At 47.0% G+C, this 18,835-nt stretch carries 18 protein-coding genes and 1 pseudogene; 13 read left to right on the plus strand and 6 right to left on the minus strand.

What is annotated here, in order from left to right; genetic code table 11:
* Window positions 1–240: 240 nt before the first annotated feature.
* The 3 genes from H6F52_RS21545 (at window position 241) to H6F52_RS21555 (ending at window position 4,010) form a co-directional block, all read left to right on the plus strand.
* Window positions 241–1,782: a DEAD/DEAH box helicase family protein gene (locus H6F52_RS21545; protein ID WP_190536708.1), complete on the plus strand. Its 1,542-nt coding sequence runs from the start codon at window positions 241–243 to the stop codon at window positions 1,780–1,782.
* A gap of 31 nt (window positions 1,783–1,813) precedes the next feature.
* Window positions 1,814–3,028, plus strand: coding sequence for a DUF790 family protein (locus H6F52_RS21550; protein ID WP_190536709.1), 1,215 nt, complete (start codon window positions 1,814–1,816; stop codon window positions 3,026–3,028).
* 556 nt (window positions 3,029–3,584) lie between these two features.
* Window positions 3,585–4,010: a hypothetical protein gene (locus H6F52_RS21555; protein WP_190536710.1), complete on the plus strand. Its 426-nt coding sequence runs from the start codon at window positions 3,585–3,587 to the stop codon at window positions 4,008–4,010.
* Between the two features lie 103 nt (window positions 4,011–4,113).
* Here H6F52_RS21555 and H6F52_RS21560 read toward each other — a convergent pair whose 3' ends face one another.
* The 3 genes from H6F52_RS21560 to H6F52_RS21570 all read right to left on the minus strand — a co-directional run bounded on the left by H6F52_RS21560 (window position 4,114) and on the right by H6F52_RS21570 (window position 7,745).
* Window positions 4,114–4,416 carry an RNA-binding protein gene (locus H6F52_RS21560; protein ID WP_190416073.1) on the minus strand — a complete coding sequence of 101 codons (303 nt, stop codon included), beginning with the start codon at window positions 4,414–4,416 and terminating at the stop codon, window positions 4,114–4,116.
* A gap of 168 nt (window positions 4,417–4,584) precedes the next feature.
* Window positions 4,585–4,815, minus strand: coding sequence for a hypothetical protein (locus tag H6F52_RS21565; protein ID WP_190416072.1), 231 nt, complete (start codon window positions 4,813–4,815; stop codon window positions 4,585–4,587).
* A gap of 176 nt (window positions 4,816–4,991) precedes the next feature.
* Window positions 4,992–7,745: a cation-transporting P-type ATPase gene (locus H6F52_RS21570; protein ID WP_190536711.1), complete on the minus strand. Its 2,754-nt coding sequence runs from the start codon at window positions 7,743–7,745 to the stop codon at window positions 4,992–4,994.
* A 252-nt stretch (window positions 7,746–7,997) separates the two neighbouring features.
* On the opposite strand from H6F52_RS21570, the gene H6F52_RS21575 reads away from it, so the two are divergent.
* The 4 genes from H6F52_RS21575 (at window position 7,998) to H6F52_RS21590 (ending at window position 10,772) form a co-directional block, all read left to right on the plus strand.
* Complete coding sequence (locus H6F52_RS21575; RefSeq protein WP_242029188.1) at window positions 7,998–8,654, plus strand: CAP domain-containing protein; 657 nt, start codon at window positions 7,998–8,000, stop codon at window positions 8,652–8,654.
* A gap of 248 nt (window positions 8,655–8,902) precedes the next feature.
* Window positions 8,903–9,091 (plus strand): hypothetical protein, encoded by a 189-nt coding sequence (locus H6F52_RS21580; protein ID WP_190416070.1) that lies wholly within the window; start codon window positions 8,903–8,905, stop codon window positions 9,089–9,091.
* A 184-nt stretch (window positions 9,092–9,275) separates the two neighbouring features.
* A complete protein-coding gene (locus H6F52_RS21585; protein ID WP_190536712.1) occupies window positions 9,276–9,986 on the plus strand; it encodes a pentapeptide repeat-containing protein in 711 nt (236 codons plus the stop codon).
* A 246-nt stretch (window positions 9,987–10,232) separates the two neighbouring features.
* Window positions 10,233–10,772, plus strand: coding sequence for a hypothetical protein (locus H6F52_RS21590; protein ID WP_190434800.1), 540 nt, complete (start codon window positions 10,233–10,235; stop codon window positions 10,770–10,772).
* Between the two features lie 477 nt (window positions 10,773–11,249).
* Here the strand turns inward: H6F52_RS21590 and H6F52_RS21595 are convergent, their stop codons facing one another.
* The gene (locus tag H6F52_RS21595; protein WP_190536713.1) at window positions 11,250–11,792 is read right to left on the minus strand and encodes an adenylate kinase; all 543 of its coding nucleotides are present in this window, start codon (window positions 11,790–11,792) and stop codon (window positions 11,250–11,252) included.
* A 355-nt stretch (window positions 11,793–12,147) separates the two neighbouring features.
* Between H6F52_RS21595 and H6F52_RS21600 the strand changes: the two genes are divergently transcribed.
* Entirely contained in the window at window positions 12,148–12,708 is a 561-nt protein-coding gene (locus H6F52_RS21600; RefSeq protein WP_190430577.1) for a methanogen output domain 1-containing protein, read from the plus strand.
* A complete protein-coding gene (locus tag H6F52_RS21605) occupies window positions 12,705–14,351 on the plus strand; it encodes an ATP-binding protein (protein ID WP_190434791.1) in 1,647 nt (548 codons plus the stop codon). The genes H6F52_RS21600 and H6F52_RS21605 overlap by 4 nt, the downstream gene beginning before the upstream one ends.
* Window positions 14,352–14,386: 35 nt before the next feature.
* Here H6F52_RS21605 and H6F52_RS21610 read toward each other — a convergent pair whose 3' ends face one another.
* Window positions 14,387–14,629, minus strand: a complete 243-nt coding sequence (locus H6F52_RS21610; protein WP_190536763.1) for a hypothetical protein — start codon at window positions 14,627–14,629, stop codon at window positions 14,387–14,389.
* A gap of 349 nt (window positions 14,630–14,978) precedes the next feature.
* Here H6F52_RS21610 and H6F52_RS26230 point away from each other — a divergent pair, with 349 nt between their 5' ends.
* Both H6F52_RS26230 and H6F52_RS26235 read left to right on the plus strand, forming a co-directional pair.
* Window positions 14,979–15,287, plus strand: coding sequence for a phage holin family protein (locus H6F52_RS26230; RefSeq protein WP_190536714.1), 309 nt, complete (start codon window positions 14,979–14,981; stop codon window positions 15,285–15,287).
* A 38-nt stretch (window positions 15,288–15,325) separates the two neighbouring features.
* A pseudogene (locus H6F52_RS26235) lies at window positions 15,326–15,478 on the plus strand (phage holin family protein); the annotation flags it as partial.
* 78 nt (window positions 15,479–15,556) lie between these two features.
* Here the strand turns inward: H6F52_RS26235 and H6F52_RS21625 are convergent.
* Window positions 15,557–15,955, minus strand: a complete 399-nt coding sequence (locus tag H6F52_RS21625) for a hypothetical protein (protein ID WP_190536715.1) — start codon at window positions 15,953–15,955, stop codon at window positions 15,557–15,559.
* Window positions 15,956–16,213: 258 nt separating this feature from the next.
* Here H6F52_RS21625 and rppA point away from each other — a divergent pair, with 258 nt between their 5' ends.
* Window positions 16,214–16,897 carry a two-component system response regulator RppA gene (rppA, locus tag H6F52_RS21630; protein ID WP_190536760.1) on the plus strand — a complete coding sequence of 228 codons (684 nt, stop codon included), beginning with the start codon at window positions 16,214–16,216 and terminating at the stop codon, window positions 16,895–16,897.
* Window positions 16,898–17,036: 139 nt separating this feature from the next.
* Window positions 17,037–18,296, plus strand: coding sequence for an ATP-binding protein (locus tag H6F52_RS21635; protein WP_190536716.1), 1,260 nt, complete (start codon window positions 17,037–17,039; stop codon window positions 18,294–18,296).
* The last annotated feature ends 539 nt before the right edge of the window (window positions 18,297–18,835 follow it).

The raw sequence follows: 18,835 nt of genomic DNA on the forward strand, positions 1-18,835 counted from the left end.
TGCAAAATACTGATGATGCCAGTGTTAAACACAAAAATCGGCTCCAATTAGGCTGTTGCACAAGATTGCACCATACTGTAACAATTTTGCGCGGTTGGGTTGTGAGGTTGGGAGAGTCTATTTACTACCCCCGATGCATTCATCCCTTAATTAGGGAAAGCTCCAATTACTGCAAGGGTTCAATCGCATTGTGCATTAAGTCTCCTAAAATTATCGGGGGATTAAGAATTTAAAAAAATAATGGCTCGTAGCCCTACTTTATCTTTTGATCGTGGCACTTTAATATTGCATCCGCCTCCTAGGGGCAAAGCTTGGGTGGAATATGCGACTTGGGACGATCGCGTGGAAAAGTTCCGCATTCCGGCGATGCACTATCGTCAACTGGTAGAAGCACTACAAGCGGAAGAAACAAATTTTATCGATGAGGCGAAGGGTTTTCAAGCGCTGGAACTCGTCGCCAGCATGGAAATGGAACCCTACCCGCATCAAACCGAGGCGCTGATGGCTTGGAAGCAAGCGGGACGTCAGGGAGTGGTGGTGCTGCCTACAGCGGCTGGGAAGACGTATCTGGCTCAATTGGCGATGCAGGCGACGCCGCGCAGTACGTTAATTGTGGTGCCGACACTGGATTTGATGCACCAGTGGTATGCTCACTTGACGGCGGCTTTTCCGGATGCAGAGGTGGGGTTGCTGGGAGGGGGTTCGCGGGATAGAACAGCAATTCTGGTTGCCACTTACGACAGTGCGGCAATTCATGCCGAAAACTTGGGCAATCGCTATGCCATGCTCGTGTTTGATGAGTGTCACCACTTACCGACTGATTTTAATCGGGTGATTGCCGAATATGCGATCGCGCCCTACCGACTCGGACTTAGTGCCACTCCAGAGCGTTCTGACGGCAAACACGCCGATCTAAATCTTCTCATTGGTTCCGAAGTTTACCGCAAAACGGCAGAGGAACTTTCGGGTTCGGCACTCGCTGAGCATGAGATCGTCCAGATTAAAGTCAAGTTATCGCAACTAGAGCGCGATCGCTACAACGAGTTAATTCAACTCCGCAACAACTTTTTGCGAGAGTCCAATATTTCTCTCGGCAGCATACAAGGCTGGCAGCAGTTTGTGATGAGAAGTGCCGGTTCGCCAGCGGGACGCCGGGCGATGCTAGCCCACCGGGAAGCGAAAGATATCGCCTTGGGTACAGACGGCAAACTGCGAATTCTCGCCAATTTGATTGCCGAACACCACCCAGAACGAATTCTGATTTTTACGGCTGATAACGCGACTGTTTATCGGATTTCCCAAGATTTCTTAATCCCAGCGATTACCCATCAAACGCCGGTGAAGGAACGCCACGAGATATTAACTCGGTTTCGGGAGGGAGAATACAAAACTCTGATCGCTTCCCACGTCCTGAATGAAGGGGTGGATGTCCCCGCCGCTAGCATCGCAATTATCTTATCGGGCACGGGTTCCCAGCGTGAGTTTATTCAGCGGATGGGACGGGTTTTGCGGAAAAGTCAGGATAAAAATAAACGCGCTATTCTCTATGAGGTAGTGGCGGAAAATACGAGTGAGGAAGGTACGTCCCAGCGGCGGCGGGGAGATAAGAAAAACGAACCGCCAAGGCGCAGAGAACGCGAAGAAAGAGAGGAGAAGAAAGGTAAACAATTGGAGATTTTGCCGTCGAAACCGATTTATGGGGTAAATTCTAATGTCGCTAAGCGAGCAGCGGAGTCACCGGCAAGATGGGGAGAGGAGGATGAACCACCCATTAGCGATTAGCAATTAGCAATTAGCAATTATCTAAATCCAAATGTTACCTACCGACCTTTTAATCCACCGTCAAAATGGCGAAACAATAGTCCCAAAGCGCTTAAATATAGATGATAAGCATCTAGAGATTGCATCCGATCTGATTACCTGTTTTCAGGAAGCGCTTGGTTGTACGCAGGGAGAACTCGATCGCCAGTTGCTGGAATTAGAAGGCGATAGTCCAGATTATCGCCTGAAGCGAGGACTTGCCCACATTCTCAAAAGCAGTTTGTGTACGTTTGAAATCGTCAGTCCCTTGGAACCGCAAGAATTGCGGGAACGAGTCTTTGCGCTGGCGGCTCAATCTGTTCCCAGCCCCCAAGCGTCGGCGCAGACACTAAGCTTATTAGCTGACAAACTCAGCCAGGAATTCGATCGAGAAGTGCTGGCAAGTCAAATTCGCATGGGACTTTACGCAGATTTAGCCGAGAATCGCATCCTCACCCAGTTTGACACTCCCACGCCCGAAAATTTGTTGCACCGCTACAATTTATCCCAGGTGCAGGGTGTCTTCTATCGTGCGAGTCAAATTACCCTGAATGCTCACCGCAACGTTCCGGGCGAATATAAGCTGTTATTCCGCTATCTCAAATTATTTCAATTGATGGCATATATTGAAGGCGATGCGGATCATGGCTTCACGATAACAGTGGATGGCCCTACCAGTTTATTTAAGCCGAGTACGCGCTATGGGTTAGCGATCGCTAAACTCCTCCCAGCTTTACTCCACGTCACTAAATGGAGTCTCAGCGCCACGCTGCAAAACCGCGATGCCTTCACTGGCAACTGGAAAACCGGACGCTTTACGCTGAATTCTGAATGTGGTTTGGTGTCCCACTATCCACCTGGCAAGCCTTATGACAGTATGTTAGAGGCGTCTTTTGCCGACCGCTGGGACGCGCTGAAAAGTGAATGGGTATTAGAAAGAGAAGTTGACCTTATCCCCATTCCAGGCAGTGTCATGATTCCTGACTTTCGCTTAGTGCATCCTGATGGTCGCACGTTCTTACTCGAAATTGTCGGCTACTGGCGTCCCGAATACTTGCAAAAGAAGTTTTCCCAGGTGCGTCGCGCTGAATGCGAGAACTTAATTTTAGCGATTTCTGAGCGCCTAAATTTGGAGAAAGCCGGTGTTAAATTGAACGATGTACCGGCAAGAATTGTTTGGTTTAAAGATAAATTAGCACCCAAGGCGGTGCTAGCAGCAATGGATTAATCTCTACTTGCTTTCAGAAGAGTGCATTCATCGCTATGCTCATCATGACAGCTCGCTTTGGCAATTTGTTTTGGCAATTTGTTATCAACGATACCGAAATCCAGTTAATCTACTTTTAAATATTTTCTCGCTTCTACGTAACTTTCTGATTCCCTACTTGCATAGAAAACTATATAGCAATTTTCGTTTGGATGCAGTACAGTTTAAACTCCCTCCGGCTTCTCTCCGAAAGCCGAGTGGGGTTTGAGGTTCAATGTGGAGCGCACACTTAGCGAAAACCGCGATACCAACTCTCGAAAAAGAATTTTTTTTACGTAGGGACTGCCCCAATACTGCTCGTTGAAAAATAATAATTTTAGCTTGACTTTAGCAGCAAAAAAAACAACAAATACTAATTTTGGTGGTTTAGCTCTCGTCAAATCTTATTAAGGAGTGCCCACTACTTAAGCATTGAGTATACTTTACTTCTACTTCTATCGGAAGTAGGAAGACGATTACAGAGGAATGAGTTTTAATCAAGTGCATCCCGATTTTAGGAGAAACCAAGTAGATACCGATGAATAAAGATCTTAAAACTCAAATTAAAACGCGAGTTGGCATGATGTTGGTTGTGAGTGCTGGAATTTTGCTGAGTTTTCCAGCTACTGCACTAATTAATAGTCCTAATAATCACTCCAATGCTGGTAGTGGCTCCGAGCAAGCTGATTTAACTGTGAGTAGCCAAGAGTTATTCGCTCAAGATGCGCCAGCCAGCCCCGAAGATAGTCCCGAAGCCAGTCCTGAAGCCAGTCCCGAAGCCAGTCCCGAAGCTAGCCCTGAAGCCAGTCCTGAAGCTAGTCCTGAAGCCAGTCCTGAAGCTAGCCCCGCAGCTAGTCCTTCAACCACAAGTACTATGAACAACAACAACACCGACCTCATGCCAGGAATTTGGCTATGTTTAAATAATCCTAGCCCGCAGTGTGGTAATCCCCCCAGACCTTAAACTCTCCACCTGTCTGGAGTGCGAAGGGGGCGCGAAGGGAGCGCGATCGCACTCCAGCGACCAATAAAAAAGCCCCCAGAAATGGGGGCTTCTTCTTTATGTTTTAGTAGCGACGAGAGAAACTGTTGTTTCTGCGACCGCCACCATCGGACGAACTTCTGTCTTCGCGGGGCTTGGCTTTATTCACTTTCATGTCACGACCCATCCATTCAGCACCATCCAGGGCTTCAATGGCAGCTGTTTCTTCAGCCTCGGTAGACATTTCCACAAAACCAAAGCCGCGCGGACGACCTGTTTCGCGGTCAGTGGGTAGCTGAACCCGCTTTACAGAACCATATTCTGCAAAAACGCCGGTTAAATCGGCTTCGGTAACGTCGTAAGACAAATTACCTACATAAATAGACATAGATCGACTCCAAAATCATAGGAACGTGGAGATTTAGATTTCGGAGAGGAGTCTGTTAAGACCAAGACGAAAAAGCCAGTCAATAAAAACAAAACCTTGCAACCGAATCAACTCTCATTTGCGATGATAGCATTTTAGGATTTGATCTGGAAAAGAGCCATAAAAGTATTACAAAACGCAATATTGAGGATGATGTAGGGGCAAGAGGCGCTCGCATACTTGGATCGGCAGTTCTCTCCCCTTCTCTCCACTTAACCGAGGATAACGGTGCGCGATCGCATCAAAAGAGTCAGTACCCGCATGGGCGAGGAGACTCCATCCTGACAGCCCTATTTTCCAGTGAAATCCAAAGCGCTGAGTGCTGACAAAATGTATCTTCAAGAACACGTTAAGCTGCATAGAAACTGTAAGTAAGTTTGGATTGTTTGGAATCAGCAACCAGAAGCACAGAATTTGGACGGGTCTACACGCTTAAACAACAAGCTATGTCTTCAGCCTTGCAGCCAGAATCGGATAGCTACTGACAACAGATGCGATAACCGCAAGTCTTCTACAACTCAAAATCTAAAATGGGATTAGTGTTGTGGATCAAAGCGATTGACGAAGGCGGCTACTGCAATCATTGGCAACCCCACCAACAGGCAAATGAGCCATTGATTTAAGTTCAGTGGTGTTGTGGAGAATAAGCCATTCATTAGGCTCCACTGACTGAAGATTACTTGCAAAAGCACAGTGCAGACAATCCCAATTGCCAGGGCTGGGGAATTGCGAATGCGTCCGATGCCACGAATTTTGGCGATGACAGCATTTCCAAAGTGGCTAATGCTTAAAAGATAAAAGATTCTCCCGACCACTAAAGCCTGGATTGCCATTGTGCGGGCTAACTCAATATTCCCGGTTGTTTGTTTCATCCATTCAAATACGCCAAAAATTACAATCCAGTTAAAAGCAGAAATTACTAAGATCCGCTTTAACAGACTGCCAGAAAGCAAGGGTCCATTCGGGTTGCGTGGAGGCTGTTGCATCACCTGCTGAGATTTAGGCTCAAAGGCTAAGGGGACGGTCATTGCAATGGAATTAACCATATTTAGCCAGAGAACTTGTAAAGATAAGATGGGCAATTCTCTAGCGAGTAACACGCTAATCAAAATCGTCATCGATTCGCCACCATTAACGGGGAGAATGAAGGCGATCGCTTTCAGGAGATTTCGGTAAACGGTACGACCTTCCTCAACAGCCGCTTCTATTGAGGCAAAGTTATCATCGGTCAAAATCATATCGGCGGCTTCTTTTGCCACCTCAGTCCCCGCACCTCCCATTGCAATCCCAATATCTGCTTGCTTGAGTGCAGGCGCATCGTTAACCCCATCCCCCGTCATCGCGACAACTTCGCCTTTAAGTTGTAAAGCTTCAACAAGACGGAGTTTTTGTTCCGGTGCGACGCGGGCAAATACGACTCCATCTTCTACCGCCGTCGCCAGTTCTTGTTCATTCATTTGAGCAAGTTCTTGCCCGGTAAAGGCCAGAACTTCCCCATGCCTTTTCAATTCCATGCGAGAAGCGATCGCAGCTGCGGTGACAGCATGATCGCCCGTAATCATCTTGACTTGAATCCCCGCTTCTTGACAGGCTTGCACGGCAGCGATCGCTTCTTTTCGCGGCGGATCGATCATGCCCTGCAATCCGATGAAAATCAGATTCTTTGCAATATCACCATGATCTACTGATTGTTGCTCGGCTGACACGGGCTTCTTCGCCAAGGCCAACACCCGTAGCCCTTGTTCTGCCATTGCATCGACTTCCCGATGCACCGTTTCTCCATCCACAGGGATTAAACTCCCATCAGCATCTAGCATCTGCTGACAGCGCTGGAGAATTGCCTCCACCGAACCCTTCACGTAAATCGTCGTACCGGGGTTTCCCCGCCCGTCCCCATCGCTTTTACCTTCATGCAACGTTGCCATGTACTGAAATTCAGACTCAAACGGAATAACATCCAACCTAGGCATTTCTCGCTCTAAGTTTGACTGCTTTAATCCCACTTTATTGGCAACAGCAATTAAAGCTCCCTCTGTCGGATCGCCAATCACAACCCATTGCTCGTCCTTGACTTCTAGATGGGAGTCATTGCATAACAATCCGGCTTTTAAACACTCTAGAAGAACGGGGAAATTGTTCAGGTTAATCGGCTTTTCTTCTAACAGGATTTCCCCTGCCGGATTGTAGCCGCTACCGCTGGCTGTATAGTGCTGACCTCTGGCATAAATGGCTTGTACCGTCATCTGGTTTTCAGTCAAGGTGCCGGTTTTGTCAGAACAAATGACTGTGGCACCACCCAGAGTTTCAACGGCTGGCAACTTGCGGACAATAGCATGACGACGAGCCATGCGGGAAACGCCAATCGCCAACGTCACCGTCACAACGGCGGGTAATCCTTCGGGAATCGCACTCACTGCTAAGGCTACGGCAGCTTCAAACATTTTTACCCAGGAATTGCCGTACCCCCATCCCACTGCAAACGTCAGCGCGGCGACTCCTAGAATGACGTACAGCAACTTTCGACTGAATTTGTCAAATTTGCGAGTTAAGGGGGTTGTCAGGCTGCTTCCCCGATCCATTAACTGGGAGATTCGCCCGGTTTCAGTCGCCTCCCCAATTGCCACCACAACGCCGCTGGCAGTACCAAAGGTCACGAAGCTGCCAGCATAAGCCATATTGGTTCGCTCCGCCAAGGGTGCGTCTAGGTGCAAAAGCGGGGCTTCTGTTTCCGCCTCTTTTTGTACTGCAACCGACTCGCCGGTGAGTGCAGATTCGTTCACTTGCAAGTTACGCACCTTCACCAGTCGCAAATCGGCGGGTACTTTGTCTCCAGAAGTGAGGAGTACGAGATCGCCCGGTACTAACTCAGTCGAAGGAACTTGTACTTTTTGACCCTCGCGCAGTACATTTGCATCTGTTTGGACAGAAGAAGCTAAGGCAGCAATCGCGCTTTCGGCTTTTGATTCTTGGACAAATCCGATAATGGCGTTAATTAGCGTCACGCCCCAAATTACCCACGCATTCACCCATTCCCCTAGAAATGCCTTGACTGCACCAGCAATTAACAAGATATACAGGAGCGGTTGATTAAATTGCTGGAGAAAGCGCACTAAGGGACTTTTTCCGGCTTTACCCTTGAGTTCGTTCGCTCCAAAACGTTCCTGTCGCTTTGCTACTTCAGCGGATGTCAAACCTGTTTCTATGTTGCTGTCTAAATTCTGAGCAACTTCTCCCACAGGTAGATGATGCCACTGATTTCCCACTGATTTCTCTTTCGCTGTTGCTGTCATTTTGTTGGCTCCTTTAGAGGCAAGAAGTCTATCTTTTGCAGACAAAAAACCAAAGGAGATTAGTTTCTTGCATAGATTCTGTTTTCTTTAGTGTTAGTAACAAATGTGACTAGAAAGTGACAGCGAGCGCAAACAAAGTCAAATGTGCCGATTGTCGTCCAGCACAGCCATCTCGGTTCTCGCTAAGCTGAGAATACTAGCTCAACATGATGGCTGATGCCAGCAGCGATGAATCACAAAAGGATTTTTCGATTGATTCAAATTCAACAAACTAAAACAGCAACCAGCAGAAGCATACCCGCGCAAAATTTAAAGGCAACCATCAGGCGTCAGCGACGACCAAGGATAGCTTGGATATTCTGGATACCGATGGCTCTAGGATTGGTGGGGTGCGAACCTGCCGCAGAGTTATTGCGGCAATTGCCTGGACAGGATGTACCCGAAGCGCCGAAATTGCCTAACAGCGCCGCTCAATCCCCCACCAGTGCCCAAATGGAAGCTTCTGTCCGTCAGCGGATCAATGAAGTCCGCCAAAAGAATGGCTTAAATCCACTTCAAAACAACGAAAAATTAGCACGGGTTGCTCGCAATTACAGTCAGAAGATGGCTCGTGAGAACTTCTTCAGCCACGATAGTCCAGATGGCAGCACTTTGACTAAACGGGTTCGTGCGGGGGGAATCTCCTACTGGATGGTTGGGGAGAATTTGTTTAAAAGTGTGAATGCTCCCCAACCCGTACCGTTAGCTGTTGAGGGATGGATGAATAGTCCCGGACATCGTGCAAATATTTTGCAAGCCGAATACGCCGAGACGGGTATCGGAGTTTGGCGGCAAGGAAACACTTGTTACATTACGCAGTTATTCTTGCGATCGCAATTTTCACCCAAAGATTTATTCAAGAAATTGTGATGACAATTTCTTGGCGACGATCTGGAACTGCTGTCATTAAAGAAAAAGCCCTCTTGCTGTTGAACAAGAGGGCTGTATTTTATGGTGTGAGGAGTAGAACTTTGCAGTTCTTACTATCAGCCTACTCAGCGAATGTGACGTTTTGGTGACTATCCGATGACATTTCTTACACCATCAGCATTGGCTGCCATCCATCAATTAGAAGAAGCATCGCTGCCGCTGCATCCCCAGATTTAGAACGACAATGCATGGCTAAGTGTTTAGAAAGCTGCCTGTGTCGGGTGAGCCGAAAAACCTATTGCATCATTCAGGCACTCGCCAAGGCAGCGGATAGAGATATAGAGAACGGCTTAATCTTTTTCGGAGCATACGCCGGACGCGCAGACCGAATTATGTCTGTCGCTGAGGTGATGGCGGAGTTAACCGGAACGTGTTGAGATCGAATCGGGTGCGTACCTGCTTGTAGCGGGATCTCTTTTAGCGATCGCATTTCCTGACAAGTTCCTCAAACTGCGTTTCTATAATGAGACTGGGGAATAATACCTAGCTTGAACGGTGATGGCTGAGCGAACCTCTTTTCAAGAGAACCCCCTACAGTTGCAACACTTAAAGGCAACAGAGATGACTATTGAAGAGATCCTGAATCGGTATGCCGAAGGGAAAAGAAGCTTTCAAAGGGTCAACCTGCGAGAGGTTGATTTGCAGAATGCTCACCTTCATGGTGTGAACTTCAATCAAGCAGATTTACGGCAAGCGCGATTGGGTAAAACGGACTTTAGCCGAGCCAGCTTCCGGGAGGCAGACCTCAGCGAAGCGCTCTTGTGCGGAACTGATTTGAGCGAAGCTGATTTGGAGCGAGCCATTCTACGAGAGGCAGACTTGAGTGGTGCCGAGCTGAGTTACGCCAATCTGGAGCGAGCGAACTTGAGTAAAGCAACCTTAGGAGGTGCGAATTTAGTCCGCGCCAGATTATTTCGTGCCAATTTGTTTGACGCCAATTTGCATTCTACGTCCGACCAAGCGACGGATCTGAGTCATGCGATTTTCAGCGATGCAGACCTGTGCTACGCCAATTTGAGTGGAGCTGTTTTGTATCGGGCAAATCTAAATGGTGCAAAGCTTTGCCGCGCTCATTTAAATCGAACGCCACAACAAGGAATGAAATCAACCGATTTCAGCGAAGCCAACTTGCGAGGAGCTGACTTGAGTTACGCCGATCTTACAGGAGCAATTTTACGCAAGGCCAATTTGAGAGATGCTGATTTGACAGGTGCTGTGCTGACGGATGCAGAGTTCCAGGGAGCCATTATGCCGGATGGATCGGTACAGTGAGGGGTTACTAACCCCTCACGCGGAGAGAGCAGTGAAGTTAATGGCTAGACTGGTTATTTCACAAGTGTTCATAGAACTTTATGGCATACCTTTGGTTTAAGTCGTTCCATATTCTTCGTTTTGTAGCCTGGTTTGCAGGGCTATAGTTAGCCATTTCTGCTAGTGCCCTTTAACCTTACCTGCCTTGTGTGTTAAAAACCTAACTTCTATATATGTTTTGTTCAGCGTCCATCCTTGGAGTAGTTCATGTCAGTCGTACTCAAGCAACATGTACAAAAAACCGTGGCGGCCAAAGAACAGCAGCACGTGGTAGAAATTGCAGAAAAGTTGTTGATGTATCTTAATTTGAATGAGGTACAACAAGCAATAGAAAATGCCAACCAACCAGGTGCAAGTAGTGCTAAGGTACAAAGTACCTTTAATGAGTTCGCTACTAAAAAGCTTGGATTTCGTAGTGAGGCACGAGGATTATTCAATAATTATTTAACCGCAGGTTTACGGCCTGACTACTACTTATCCTTAGGTGAAACACTTAACACAGGCATTTTGCTAGAAGTTGAACGGGGCAAGACAACCATGAATAATATGGATATTCTCGACTTTTGGAAATGCCATATCTGCGAACATGCTCATTATCTATTCTTACTCGTACCACAAGAACTTCGTCAGAAGGAATCTGCAACAGTTCGACGCGAGTTTGAGACTGTTAATCGAAGGCTTAGGCCGTTCTTCGATCTTGAAGAAAACTACACAAATGTTCGAGGGCTATTCCTGTTTGGTTATTAGCGAAGAGGGCTAACAATACGATAGAGTGGGCAGAACGAAAAAGCTTGGCGGGGAATGTAGAAGTTGTTTACCGCCGTTCATCTTAGCCGTTATGATGACGAATATTGGTAGTAGCTCATTGCTAACCAAGGAATGAGCGCTCTGTGGAGTAAAGGTGATAGCCTCTCAATTCCCAAACCGTTCCTCGCAGAGCCTCAGCATCAATTGGTTTGAAAAGTTAATTCGCAGGTGATGACTGCGATCGCAAGCTGAAACGGTAATTTGTTTGCTGCTTTCAACCACTTGGATTGAGATGTGCAAGAAGCCAACCAAGCGGAGCGAAGCTAGGTTGAGAGGAAGTTTCTGTCTATCTCGCTGAACTAGCATCCGATCCGGAATATTTCTACCGATTCATCTGATTTGGTCTGAGATCGGGAATTCGTCAATCTATCAATCTGATGCGAGAGTATTAGACAGAAACTTTCAGTCTAATAATACTTAAGCTGTACCATCTTCCAAGTTGGTCTCATTTCCAATCAATTCATAAAATTGCGAAATCTGTTCGGTAGAGCTGATGTGATAAACCCTTTTAGTATTTTGCGCCTGTTCGATATACTCACGATATTTGGGGGTCAAATATTTGTAGCATAACCAAAGTACGCGGTAGCTATTAAGTGAACTCTTTAATATTGGACTTTTTTCAGGCCAGCCTTCAGGGGGTTTAAAAAAACCTGCGATCATTCGTTTAGTTACCCACCAAAAATGCACATGGATTGGTAGATCCACAAAAACCAAAGTATCCGCTTCATCAAGTCGCAGCCAGACGGTTTCCTTGCAACCAAAACCGTCAATAATCCATCGGTCAGTAACTAAAATTTGCTGATGGCCGTGCTTATAGACTTCATGGGGAACTGGCGTGCCCCCCACTTGATATTGAATCTTGTCCAAGACGTGAAGTGGCAAACCCGTGATTTCGGATAGTCTCTTGCTTAGAGTTGATTTACCGCCTCCAGCATTGCCAAATACTGCTACTTTTTTCATCGCCATTCTTCTTTTAGTGCTTTTCTGTCACCTCGTAGACTAGATTGAGTGATGAAACCGAGCAATTCCCGTCTTTTGAATATCTAACAAAAAACGCTTGCACCGGACGGTCGGTATATACTTATGCTGAATTATATTTTACTTGCCGCCTGTGAAGCGCAAGCCGTTATGAGGATGAAGATTGGTAGTAGTCCATTACTCGCTGACGAGCGATCGCCCTCTCGCCACAGAGCGCTCGTCTGACCATGTAGTATCAGTATAGACATCTATCTTTAGATGTATTAAAGTGTCACTTCGCCGGGTGGCATTATAGCCTTGAGTAAGGGCTGCCGATCCCCATTCACGAGATATTGCTATGAATAGTTCTCTTAAGTCTGAAACATCCATGAAGGGACTCGAAATTCCTTTAGAGCGGGATATATTTTTACGTACCTTAATTCGAGAGTTGGCAGGTACATTACAGGATGTCGTGGGCTTAGAGGAAGCCTCCGGGTTTATTAGTGTCGTGGGTCAAAACATGGGGAGGCAAATCGACCGGGACTATAAAGCGGCTCTAGAGGTATCCCATCTAACGCGAGAGCAAGTTGCTGATGTTTTGGTAGATTTGAAGAAGCGAATCCAAGGTGACTTTTATATTATTGAACAAACGGATGAAAAGATTGTCTTAGGGAACCGGGCGTGCCCGTTTGCCGAAAAAGTCATCGATCGCCCCGCTATGTGTATGATGACCTCCAATGTTTTTGGCTCCATTGCAGCGGACAATCTGGGGTACGCCAAAGTAGAACTGCAAGAGACGATCGCAATGGGTGCGCCTGGATGCCGTGTGGTTGTTTATTTGAAACCCACCCCAGAGGCAGAAGAAAGTCACGGCAGAGAATACTTCAAAGGAGAGAGTGAGGGAGATAACGAGGGGTGACGCCCGAACAGTTTCTCGAATTCGCTAGACCTTTACCCGAACCCATGCTCCTAATTGCCGGAAATGGTCAGCTTCTGGCTGCCAATCCGCCATTTTCCAAGATGCTGGGGCTACCCCGTCAGCTCCTGCAAGAGAAAATGCTCTTTGAGATGGTCGTCGATCCTGCTGATAAGGTTAAACAGTATCTGCGTGCTTGTTCCAGCAGTCGAGAAATGGTGATTGGCTCATTAACCTTCAATGCCAACAATGGAGAGACTTGCTTGTGTCGCTGTGAAGGAGCGGTCATCCGACCGCGATCGCCTGAATCCCCGGCACTTATTCTCTTACGCTTGAAAAACAAGGAATCTGCCAGTAGCCGATTCACCCTGCTGAACAAGAAGATCGATGAATTAGCCAAAGAGATTCGGCAGCGTCAACGAGCGGAAGAAGAGCGAGCTAAACTTCTGGTGCAGGAACAGAAAGCACGAGTAGAAGCTGAGAAGCTGAATCGATTGAAGGATGAATTTCTATCTACCGTATCCCACGAACTGCGAACCCCTCTCAATGCCATCCTTGGCTGGTCTAATATCCTGAGAACTAGCAAGGTAGACGCAGCCAAGATGCATCGGGCGCTGGAAACGATAGAGCGCAATGCCAGATCCCAGGCACAGTTGGTTGACGATCTCCTGGATATTTCCCGCATCATTACAGGCAAGATTCGCCTCAATGTGCAAACAGTTGACCTATTGCCCGCGATTCAGGCAGCAATCGATACGGTGCGTCCTGCCGCTGATGCCAAGAACATTCGCTTGCAGTCGGTGCTCGATCCAGCAGCAGGCCCTGTTTTAGGAGACTCCGAGCGATTACAACAGATTGTCTGGAATTTGCTCAGCAATGCGATCAAGTTCACACCGAAACAGGGGCGGGTTCAGATTGGTCTGCAACGGATTAATTCTCATATTGAGATTGTGGTGGCAGATACGGGTCAAGGCATCAGTGCAGAATTCCTCCCCTACGTCTTTGAGCGCTTTCGTCAGGCAGATGGTTCCATCACTCGTTCCTTTGGCGGATTGGGGCTGGGTTTAGCGATCGTTCGCCAATTGGTAGAACTGCATGGCGGAACGGTGCATGCTCAAAGCCCTGGAGAAGGACAAGGTGCAACATTTACCGTGAAACTACCCCTGCTTGCCGTTGGGCCAACAGCGATTGAACCAGAACGGGTGCATCCAACCGTGGGAGACAGTGTCCCATTTGACTGCTCCTCTCAACTAGAGGGATTGAAGATACTGATCGTGGATGATGACCCGGATATGCGGGATTTGCTCGCCTACACGCTGGAAGTTTGTGGGGCAGAAGTCATCGCCGCCGCTTCAGCAGACGAAGCAATCTCAGCACTGACCCAATCTTCACCACCGATGGATATATTAATCAGTGATATTGGGATGCCAGATGAAGACGGTTATGCTTTGTTGCGTCGCGTCAGAGCTTTGGAGTCAAACAATAAAGGCAGAATTTCCGCGATCGCCCTGACCGCCTATGCTAGAACTCAAGACCGCACGGCTGCGCTTTTAGCAGGCTTTCAATCCCATATTGCCAAACCCGTTCAACCTGCTGAATTAATTGCAGTAATTGCCAATTTAACTGGACGAATCAGCGGTATCTAGAATATTACCGAACCGTTCCTCGCAATGACTCAGCATCAATCAGTTTGACAGGTAAATTCGCAGGAGATGACCGCGATCGCAAGCTGGAGCGGTAATTTGCGTAATGCTTTCAACCACTTGGGTTGAGATGTGCGCTCGCAGAAATCTTTAAATAGCGATCGCAAGAGCAATGTAAACGGCGGAAAAACCTCCGGATGTTCTGTAGAAAAAAGTGGCTCTACAAGCGAGATTTCCAGGTTTACCAGAGTTGAGGATGCGATCGCAAGCTCACTGCTCACCCACCGCTCCCCTGAATTCCCACCGCCAAACGAATCTTCTCCGGCAAAAAATTCAAATCGTCTCAATTACAAAAATTTACTTAAAACTCTCTCACTTCAAGCGCAAGCGGGGGAAGATAAAAAGGAGTTTTTCTTCGCGACGGTTTGGATTGGGTTCGGGACTCCCGGAATGGAGAACCCAATTAATTCGGTTTTTCCCGGCGAGATTTTCTGGTTTCCAAGGCTGGTTATTCAGCTAATTCTGAATTCCAAGGTTACTGTCACTTTCTGGTCACATTTATTGATGACCCTGAAGATGGAAACTTGCCCGACCCTGTAACAAAACGATTGATGATAAGGAGTTTTGGTTATGGTTGGAATCCTCATCACCTGGTTAGTCACTACTATCAGTTTTTTAATTATTTCCCGGCTGCCGATTGGCGTAGAAATTGACACTTTTGGAAAAGCCGCAATTTCCGCAGCAGTTTTTGGAATTTTGAATGCTCTCTTAAAACCCATCTTAGGGTTTTTTACCTTTCCATTCATTCTTTTGTCATTTGGTTTATTCCTGTTTGTCTTAGAGGATGTTTTAAAAGGGTTAACTTGGGTTCTGAAAGCTACCTTAGTAGGGGACTCCGTAGTCTCAAACCCTCATTTCGTCGTAGTATATCCTCAGTAGTTGAGGTAGTCAAAGTCGGGCAAGAAGACTTTTAAAACATCCTCTTAAATGCAGTTATTTTCGGTTTAGCTGCTTGGTTAGTGACAGGATTTCGGTTACGGTGGGGTTTTTGGAGTGCTTTGCTTGGCTCATTGGCACTGAGTATTGTTAATTCTTTACTTTTCCATCTGCTAGCATCGCTCAGATTGTAAGCGCAGGTTTGTTCTGAGCGGGGAAATAGAACCGGAAGTAGAGGGTTCAGAGAGTTCGGATTGAGTGAGAGTAACTGTCTATAAGGAGCGGTTTTTCAATTGGTAACGCACTAGCGTCCTAACATTTTCAACAGACAGTCCTAACTCTTGCGCGATCGCAGCTTCCACCTGACTGAATTCTGTTACTGGAAACTCAAATTCTAACTTTTTGAGTGTCGAATCTGTCGTTTTGACCTGTACTTTGGTAAATCCCTGCTCTTTGTCAATTTCTGCTTTGATGACTAACAAGGTGACTGAAAGTTGCACTTCTAACTGTGTATCAGCTTGAAGCTTATCAACTGTATCGTAGGAGCGACTTAATGCTTGGTCTGTTACCAGTCCACCCCCAATCCAAAAAATAATTCCCAGCAGGGGTAGAGGAAACCAAAATTCTAGCCCTAAAGAATGCAATGTTTGTAACCAGCGGGGAGAGGACATAGGGAGCGGTGAGGAATTTTAGCTTTAAAGCAAATTGAGTTTAAGGGAAAAAACAATCAAATTCGACATCAAAAGTCAAAATTTAAAAGATAAAAAAAGAGAAGATTCGCTTTTGCCCCTTGATTTTCTGGGGCACTCGATAAAAAACTGACTGGTGGAAGACGTGCGATCGCTTTAGGCTTCTCTACTATGAACAGCAAGATATATGAGCAGCGCGATCGACGATTCTCCGGAAAAGAGGTTTCACTCAAGCGTCTTATGAGAATTTTACTGGTAGAAGACGACCCCGAACAATTAGAGCCACTAAACGCAGCATTGTTGCAAGCCGGACATATTGTCGATGGCATAGAGGATGGGGAAACTGCCCAATGGCTGATCTCCCAAAAAGACTATGACTTGTTAATTTTGGACTGGATGTTGCCGACAGTCAGCGGGTTGAGCCTTTGTCGCCAGTATCGACAAGCAGGGAAAACCTCGCCGGTGCTGATGCTGACTGCCAAAGACACGACTGTGGATAAAGTTACAAGTTTGGATGCCGGTGCCGATGATTATCTGGTTAAACCGACTGATATTATCGAACTCTTGGCGCGGGTGCGGGCATTGGGAAGGCGATCGCCTCTATGGCAGGGAGATATCCTTCGCATAGAAGATTTACAACTGCACTTGAATAGCTTGACTGTTGAACGGGGACAGACAACTGTCCAATTGTCCGCCCGCGAGTTTCAGCTATTAGAATACTTCCTGCGCCACCCTTATCAGGTCTTAACCCGCGATCAAATTGAACAAGCCTTGTGGGAGTGGGGTGCAGAACCAGAGAGTAATGCCGTGACTACGCTTGTCCGGAGGCTGCGGCAGCGTTTGCAGTTAGTTGGTGCGGCAGATTGGATTGAAACAGTCTATGGCATGGGATATCGCCTCAATCCTTCGGGAAGTCAAAAGTAAAAAGAGAAGAAATTCAAAATATAAATGAATCAAAATGACAGAATAAATCTTTCTTTTGCTTTTTGCCTGTCTTGCTCCAAGATTCGGGGAAGCAAAGATACACCCGAATTTGGGGCGCTTTTTAACTTTGCTTTTTTCCATGTTTGGTCGTAGCCGTCGCAATCTGGCTCGCTGGTTCACCCTATCAATGGGAAGTATTTTGGTGATTTTTGCAGGAGTCGTCTACTACGTAGAAGTTGCAGACGCGCTCTTAGCATTGGATCGATTACTCTACCAACAAACCAAGGTAATGGCAGCGAGCGTAAATTATGAGCGTCGCAATGGTCAATGGCAGGTAGAGCTGGACAATGTGCCACTTTTGGGAAATAACCCACAGCCGTTGGATAGTGGGCTGGCGTATGGGCGTTGGTACGATGCCAAAGGTCAATTGGTGCAATTTTTTGGTACGCTTCCTCCAGAGAAGCTAACGGTGACAGATGGATTTCAAACCATCAAAACTGCCAATGGCTCTGCACGTTGGCTGCGTCAGGTAACGCTGCCTGTCTACGAGAAAAGTGTATTAATTGGTTATCTCCAGGTTGCGACTTCCCTGACATCCACTCAAGAGGCTTTGTCTGAGTTGCGGCTGGTTCTGACGCTCTTGGTGCCAGTCACCTTGGGGGTAATTAGCCTGACTGGGTGGTTTTTGGGGGGGCTAGCGATGCAACCGATTCGTCATGCTTACGAGCAACTGCATCGCTTCACCGCAGATGCTTCCCATGAATTGCGGACACCATTGGCGGCGATTCTTAGCAATGCACAAGTCGGGTTGCTGTCTGACGATCGTTCACAGCAACGGCTTCGGCTAGACAAGATTGTGAATGTTGCTAAGTCAATGAATTCGCTGGTGAGTAATCTGCTGTTTTTGGCTCGGAATGATGGGTCATTATCTCCTGAATCTTTGAGAAAGATTAATCTAACTCTTTTGCTACAGGAGCTAGCAGAGAATTATGCAACGCAAGCAGCCACCAAAAATCTAAATTTTGTTAGTAATCTGCCGACTGAGAGCTTGGAGGTGAAGGCCGATCCAGAGTTGCTCCGTCTGGCGGTGATGAACCTACTGAGTAATGCTTGCAAATATACCCTGGAGGGCGGTGAAGTTCAACTGCGATTGTTTACGCGATCGCATTTGGCTATTATTCAAGTTTCAGACACTGGGATGGGGATTGCGGCGACTGATTTGCCGCATATTTTTGAACGGTTTTATCGGGTGAATCGCGATCGCTCTCGCACTACAGGGGGTTTTGGTTTGGGATTAGCGATCGCTGAGCAAATCGTCAAAGCTCATGGAGGTGGGATCGACGTCACCAGTGTAGTCGGTCAAGGATCAACTTTTCAAATTGAGCTGCCACTCCAGTAGCAAAAATAACCTGGCGATTGGAAATCGCGGCTACGCCAACCCCCCTTACCCCCCTTCAAGAAGAAGAGGGGACATAAGTTGCTTCGCTTCTATTCAACCAAGTCCGCCTGCGCGGAATCAATTCAGCCTGCGGAGGCAGGCTTTGTTTGTGTAGCCCCAGACTTCCAGTCTGTGGGGGATTTGCAAATACGGGATGCTCCCACTGTCACTTTCTAGTCACATTCGTTGCCAACACTGAAGATAGCAGGAGCAGAAGGTTATCACTCCTAAATCATTTTTCTTTAGTTTGTTTTCAACACTTTTTTTCATGGAGTTAGTGTAAATCCGATGTTGTTCAGAGGTACTTCTTCTCTACTCTGCCTTGCCGCTCTGGCTGTTGTTTGTAGTGGTTTATCAGCTCAAGCTGAAACTGACGACTTCACCCCTAAGACAGATGCGTTTGCCAGGGTAACTAATCATAATTCTGAATCAAATAAGACTCCAATTCAATCTGACCAAGTTACAACTTTCTTTGTACAAGAACAAGTGAATGTAGCGAA

Source organism: Coleofasciculus sp. FACHB-542, from assembly GCF_014695825.1.
Lineage (GTDB): Bacteria > Cyanobacteriota > Cyanobacteriia > Cyanobacteriales > FACHB-T130 > FACHB-T130.

Bases quoted from the DNA above. Each gene is read 5' to 3' on its own strand.
- H6F52_RS21545 (WP_190536708.1), top strand. From the start codon at position 241: ATGGCTCGTAGCCCTACTTTATCTTTTGATCGTGGCACTTTAATATTG.
- H6F52_RS21550 (WP_190536709.1), top strand. From the start codon at position 1,814: ATGTTACCTACCGACCTTTTAATCCACCGTCAAAATGGCGAAACAATA.
- H6F52_RS21555 (WP_190536710.1), top strand. From the start codon at position 3,585: ATGAATAAAGATCTTAAAACTCAAATTAAAACGCGAGTTGGCATGATG.
- H6F52_RS21560 (WP_190416073.1), bottom strand. From the start codon at position 4,416: ATGTCTATTTATGTAGGTAATTTGTCTTACGACGTTACCGAAGCCGAT.
- H6F52_RS21565 (WP_190416072.1), bottom strand. From the start codon at position 4,815: ATGCAGCTTAACGTGTTCTTGAAGATACATTTTGTCAGCACTCAGCGC.
- H6F52_RS21570 (WP_190536711.1), bottom strand. From the start codon at position 7,745: ATGACAGCAACAGCGAAAGAGAAATCAGTGGGAAATCAGTGGCATCAT.
- H6F52_RS21580 (WP_190416070.1), top strand. From the start codon at position 8,903: ATGGCTAAGTGTTTAGAAAGCTGCCTGTGTCGGGTGAGCCGAAAAACC.
- H6F52_RS21585 (WP_190536712.1), top strand. From the start codon at position 9,276: ATGACTATTGAAGAGATCCTGAATCGGTATGCCGAAGGGAAAAGAAGC.
- H6F52_RS21590 (WP_190434800.1), top strand. From the start codon at position 10,233: ATGTCAGTCGTACTCAAGCAACATGTACAAAAAACCGTGGCGGCCAAA.
- H6F52_RS21595 (WP_190536713.1), bottom strand. From the start codon at position 11,792: ATGAAAAAAGTAGCAGTATTTGGCAATGCTGGAGGCGGTAAATCAACT.
- H6F52_RS21600 (WP_190430577.1), top strand. From the start codon at position 12,148: ATGAATAGTTCTCTTAAGTCTGAAACATCCATGAAGGGACTCGAAATT.
- H6F52_RS26230 (WP_190536714.1), top strand. From the start codon at position 14,979: ATGGTTGGAATCCTCATCACCTGGTTAGTCACTACTATCAGTTTTTTA.
- H6F52_RS21625 (WP_190536715.1), bottom strand. From the start codon at position 15,955: ATGTCCTCTCCCCGCTGGTTACAAACATTGCATTCTTTAGGGCTAGAA.
- rppA (WP_190536760.1), top strand. From the start codon at position 16,214: ATGAGAATTTTACTGGTAGAAGACGACCCCGAACAATTAGAGCCACTA.
- H6F52_RS21635 (WP_190536716.1), top strand. From the start codon at position 17,037: ATGTTTGGTCGTAGCCGTCGCAATCTGGCTCGCTGGTTCACCCTATCA.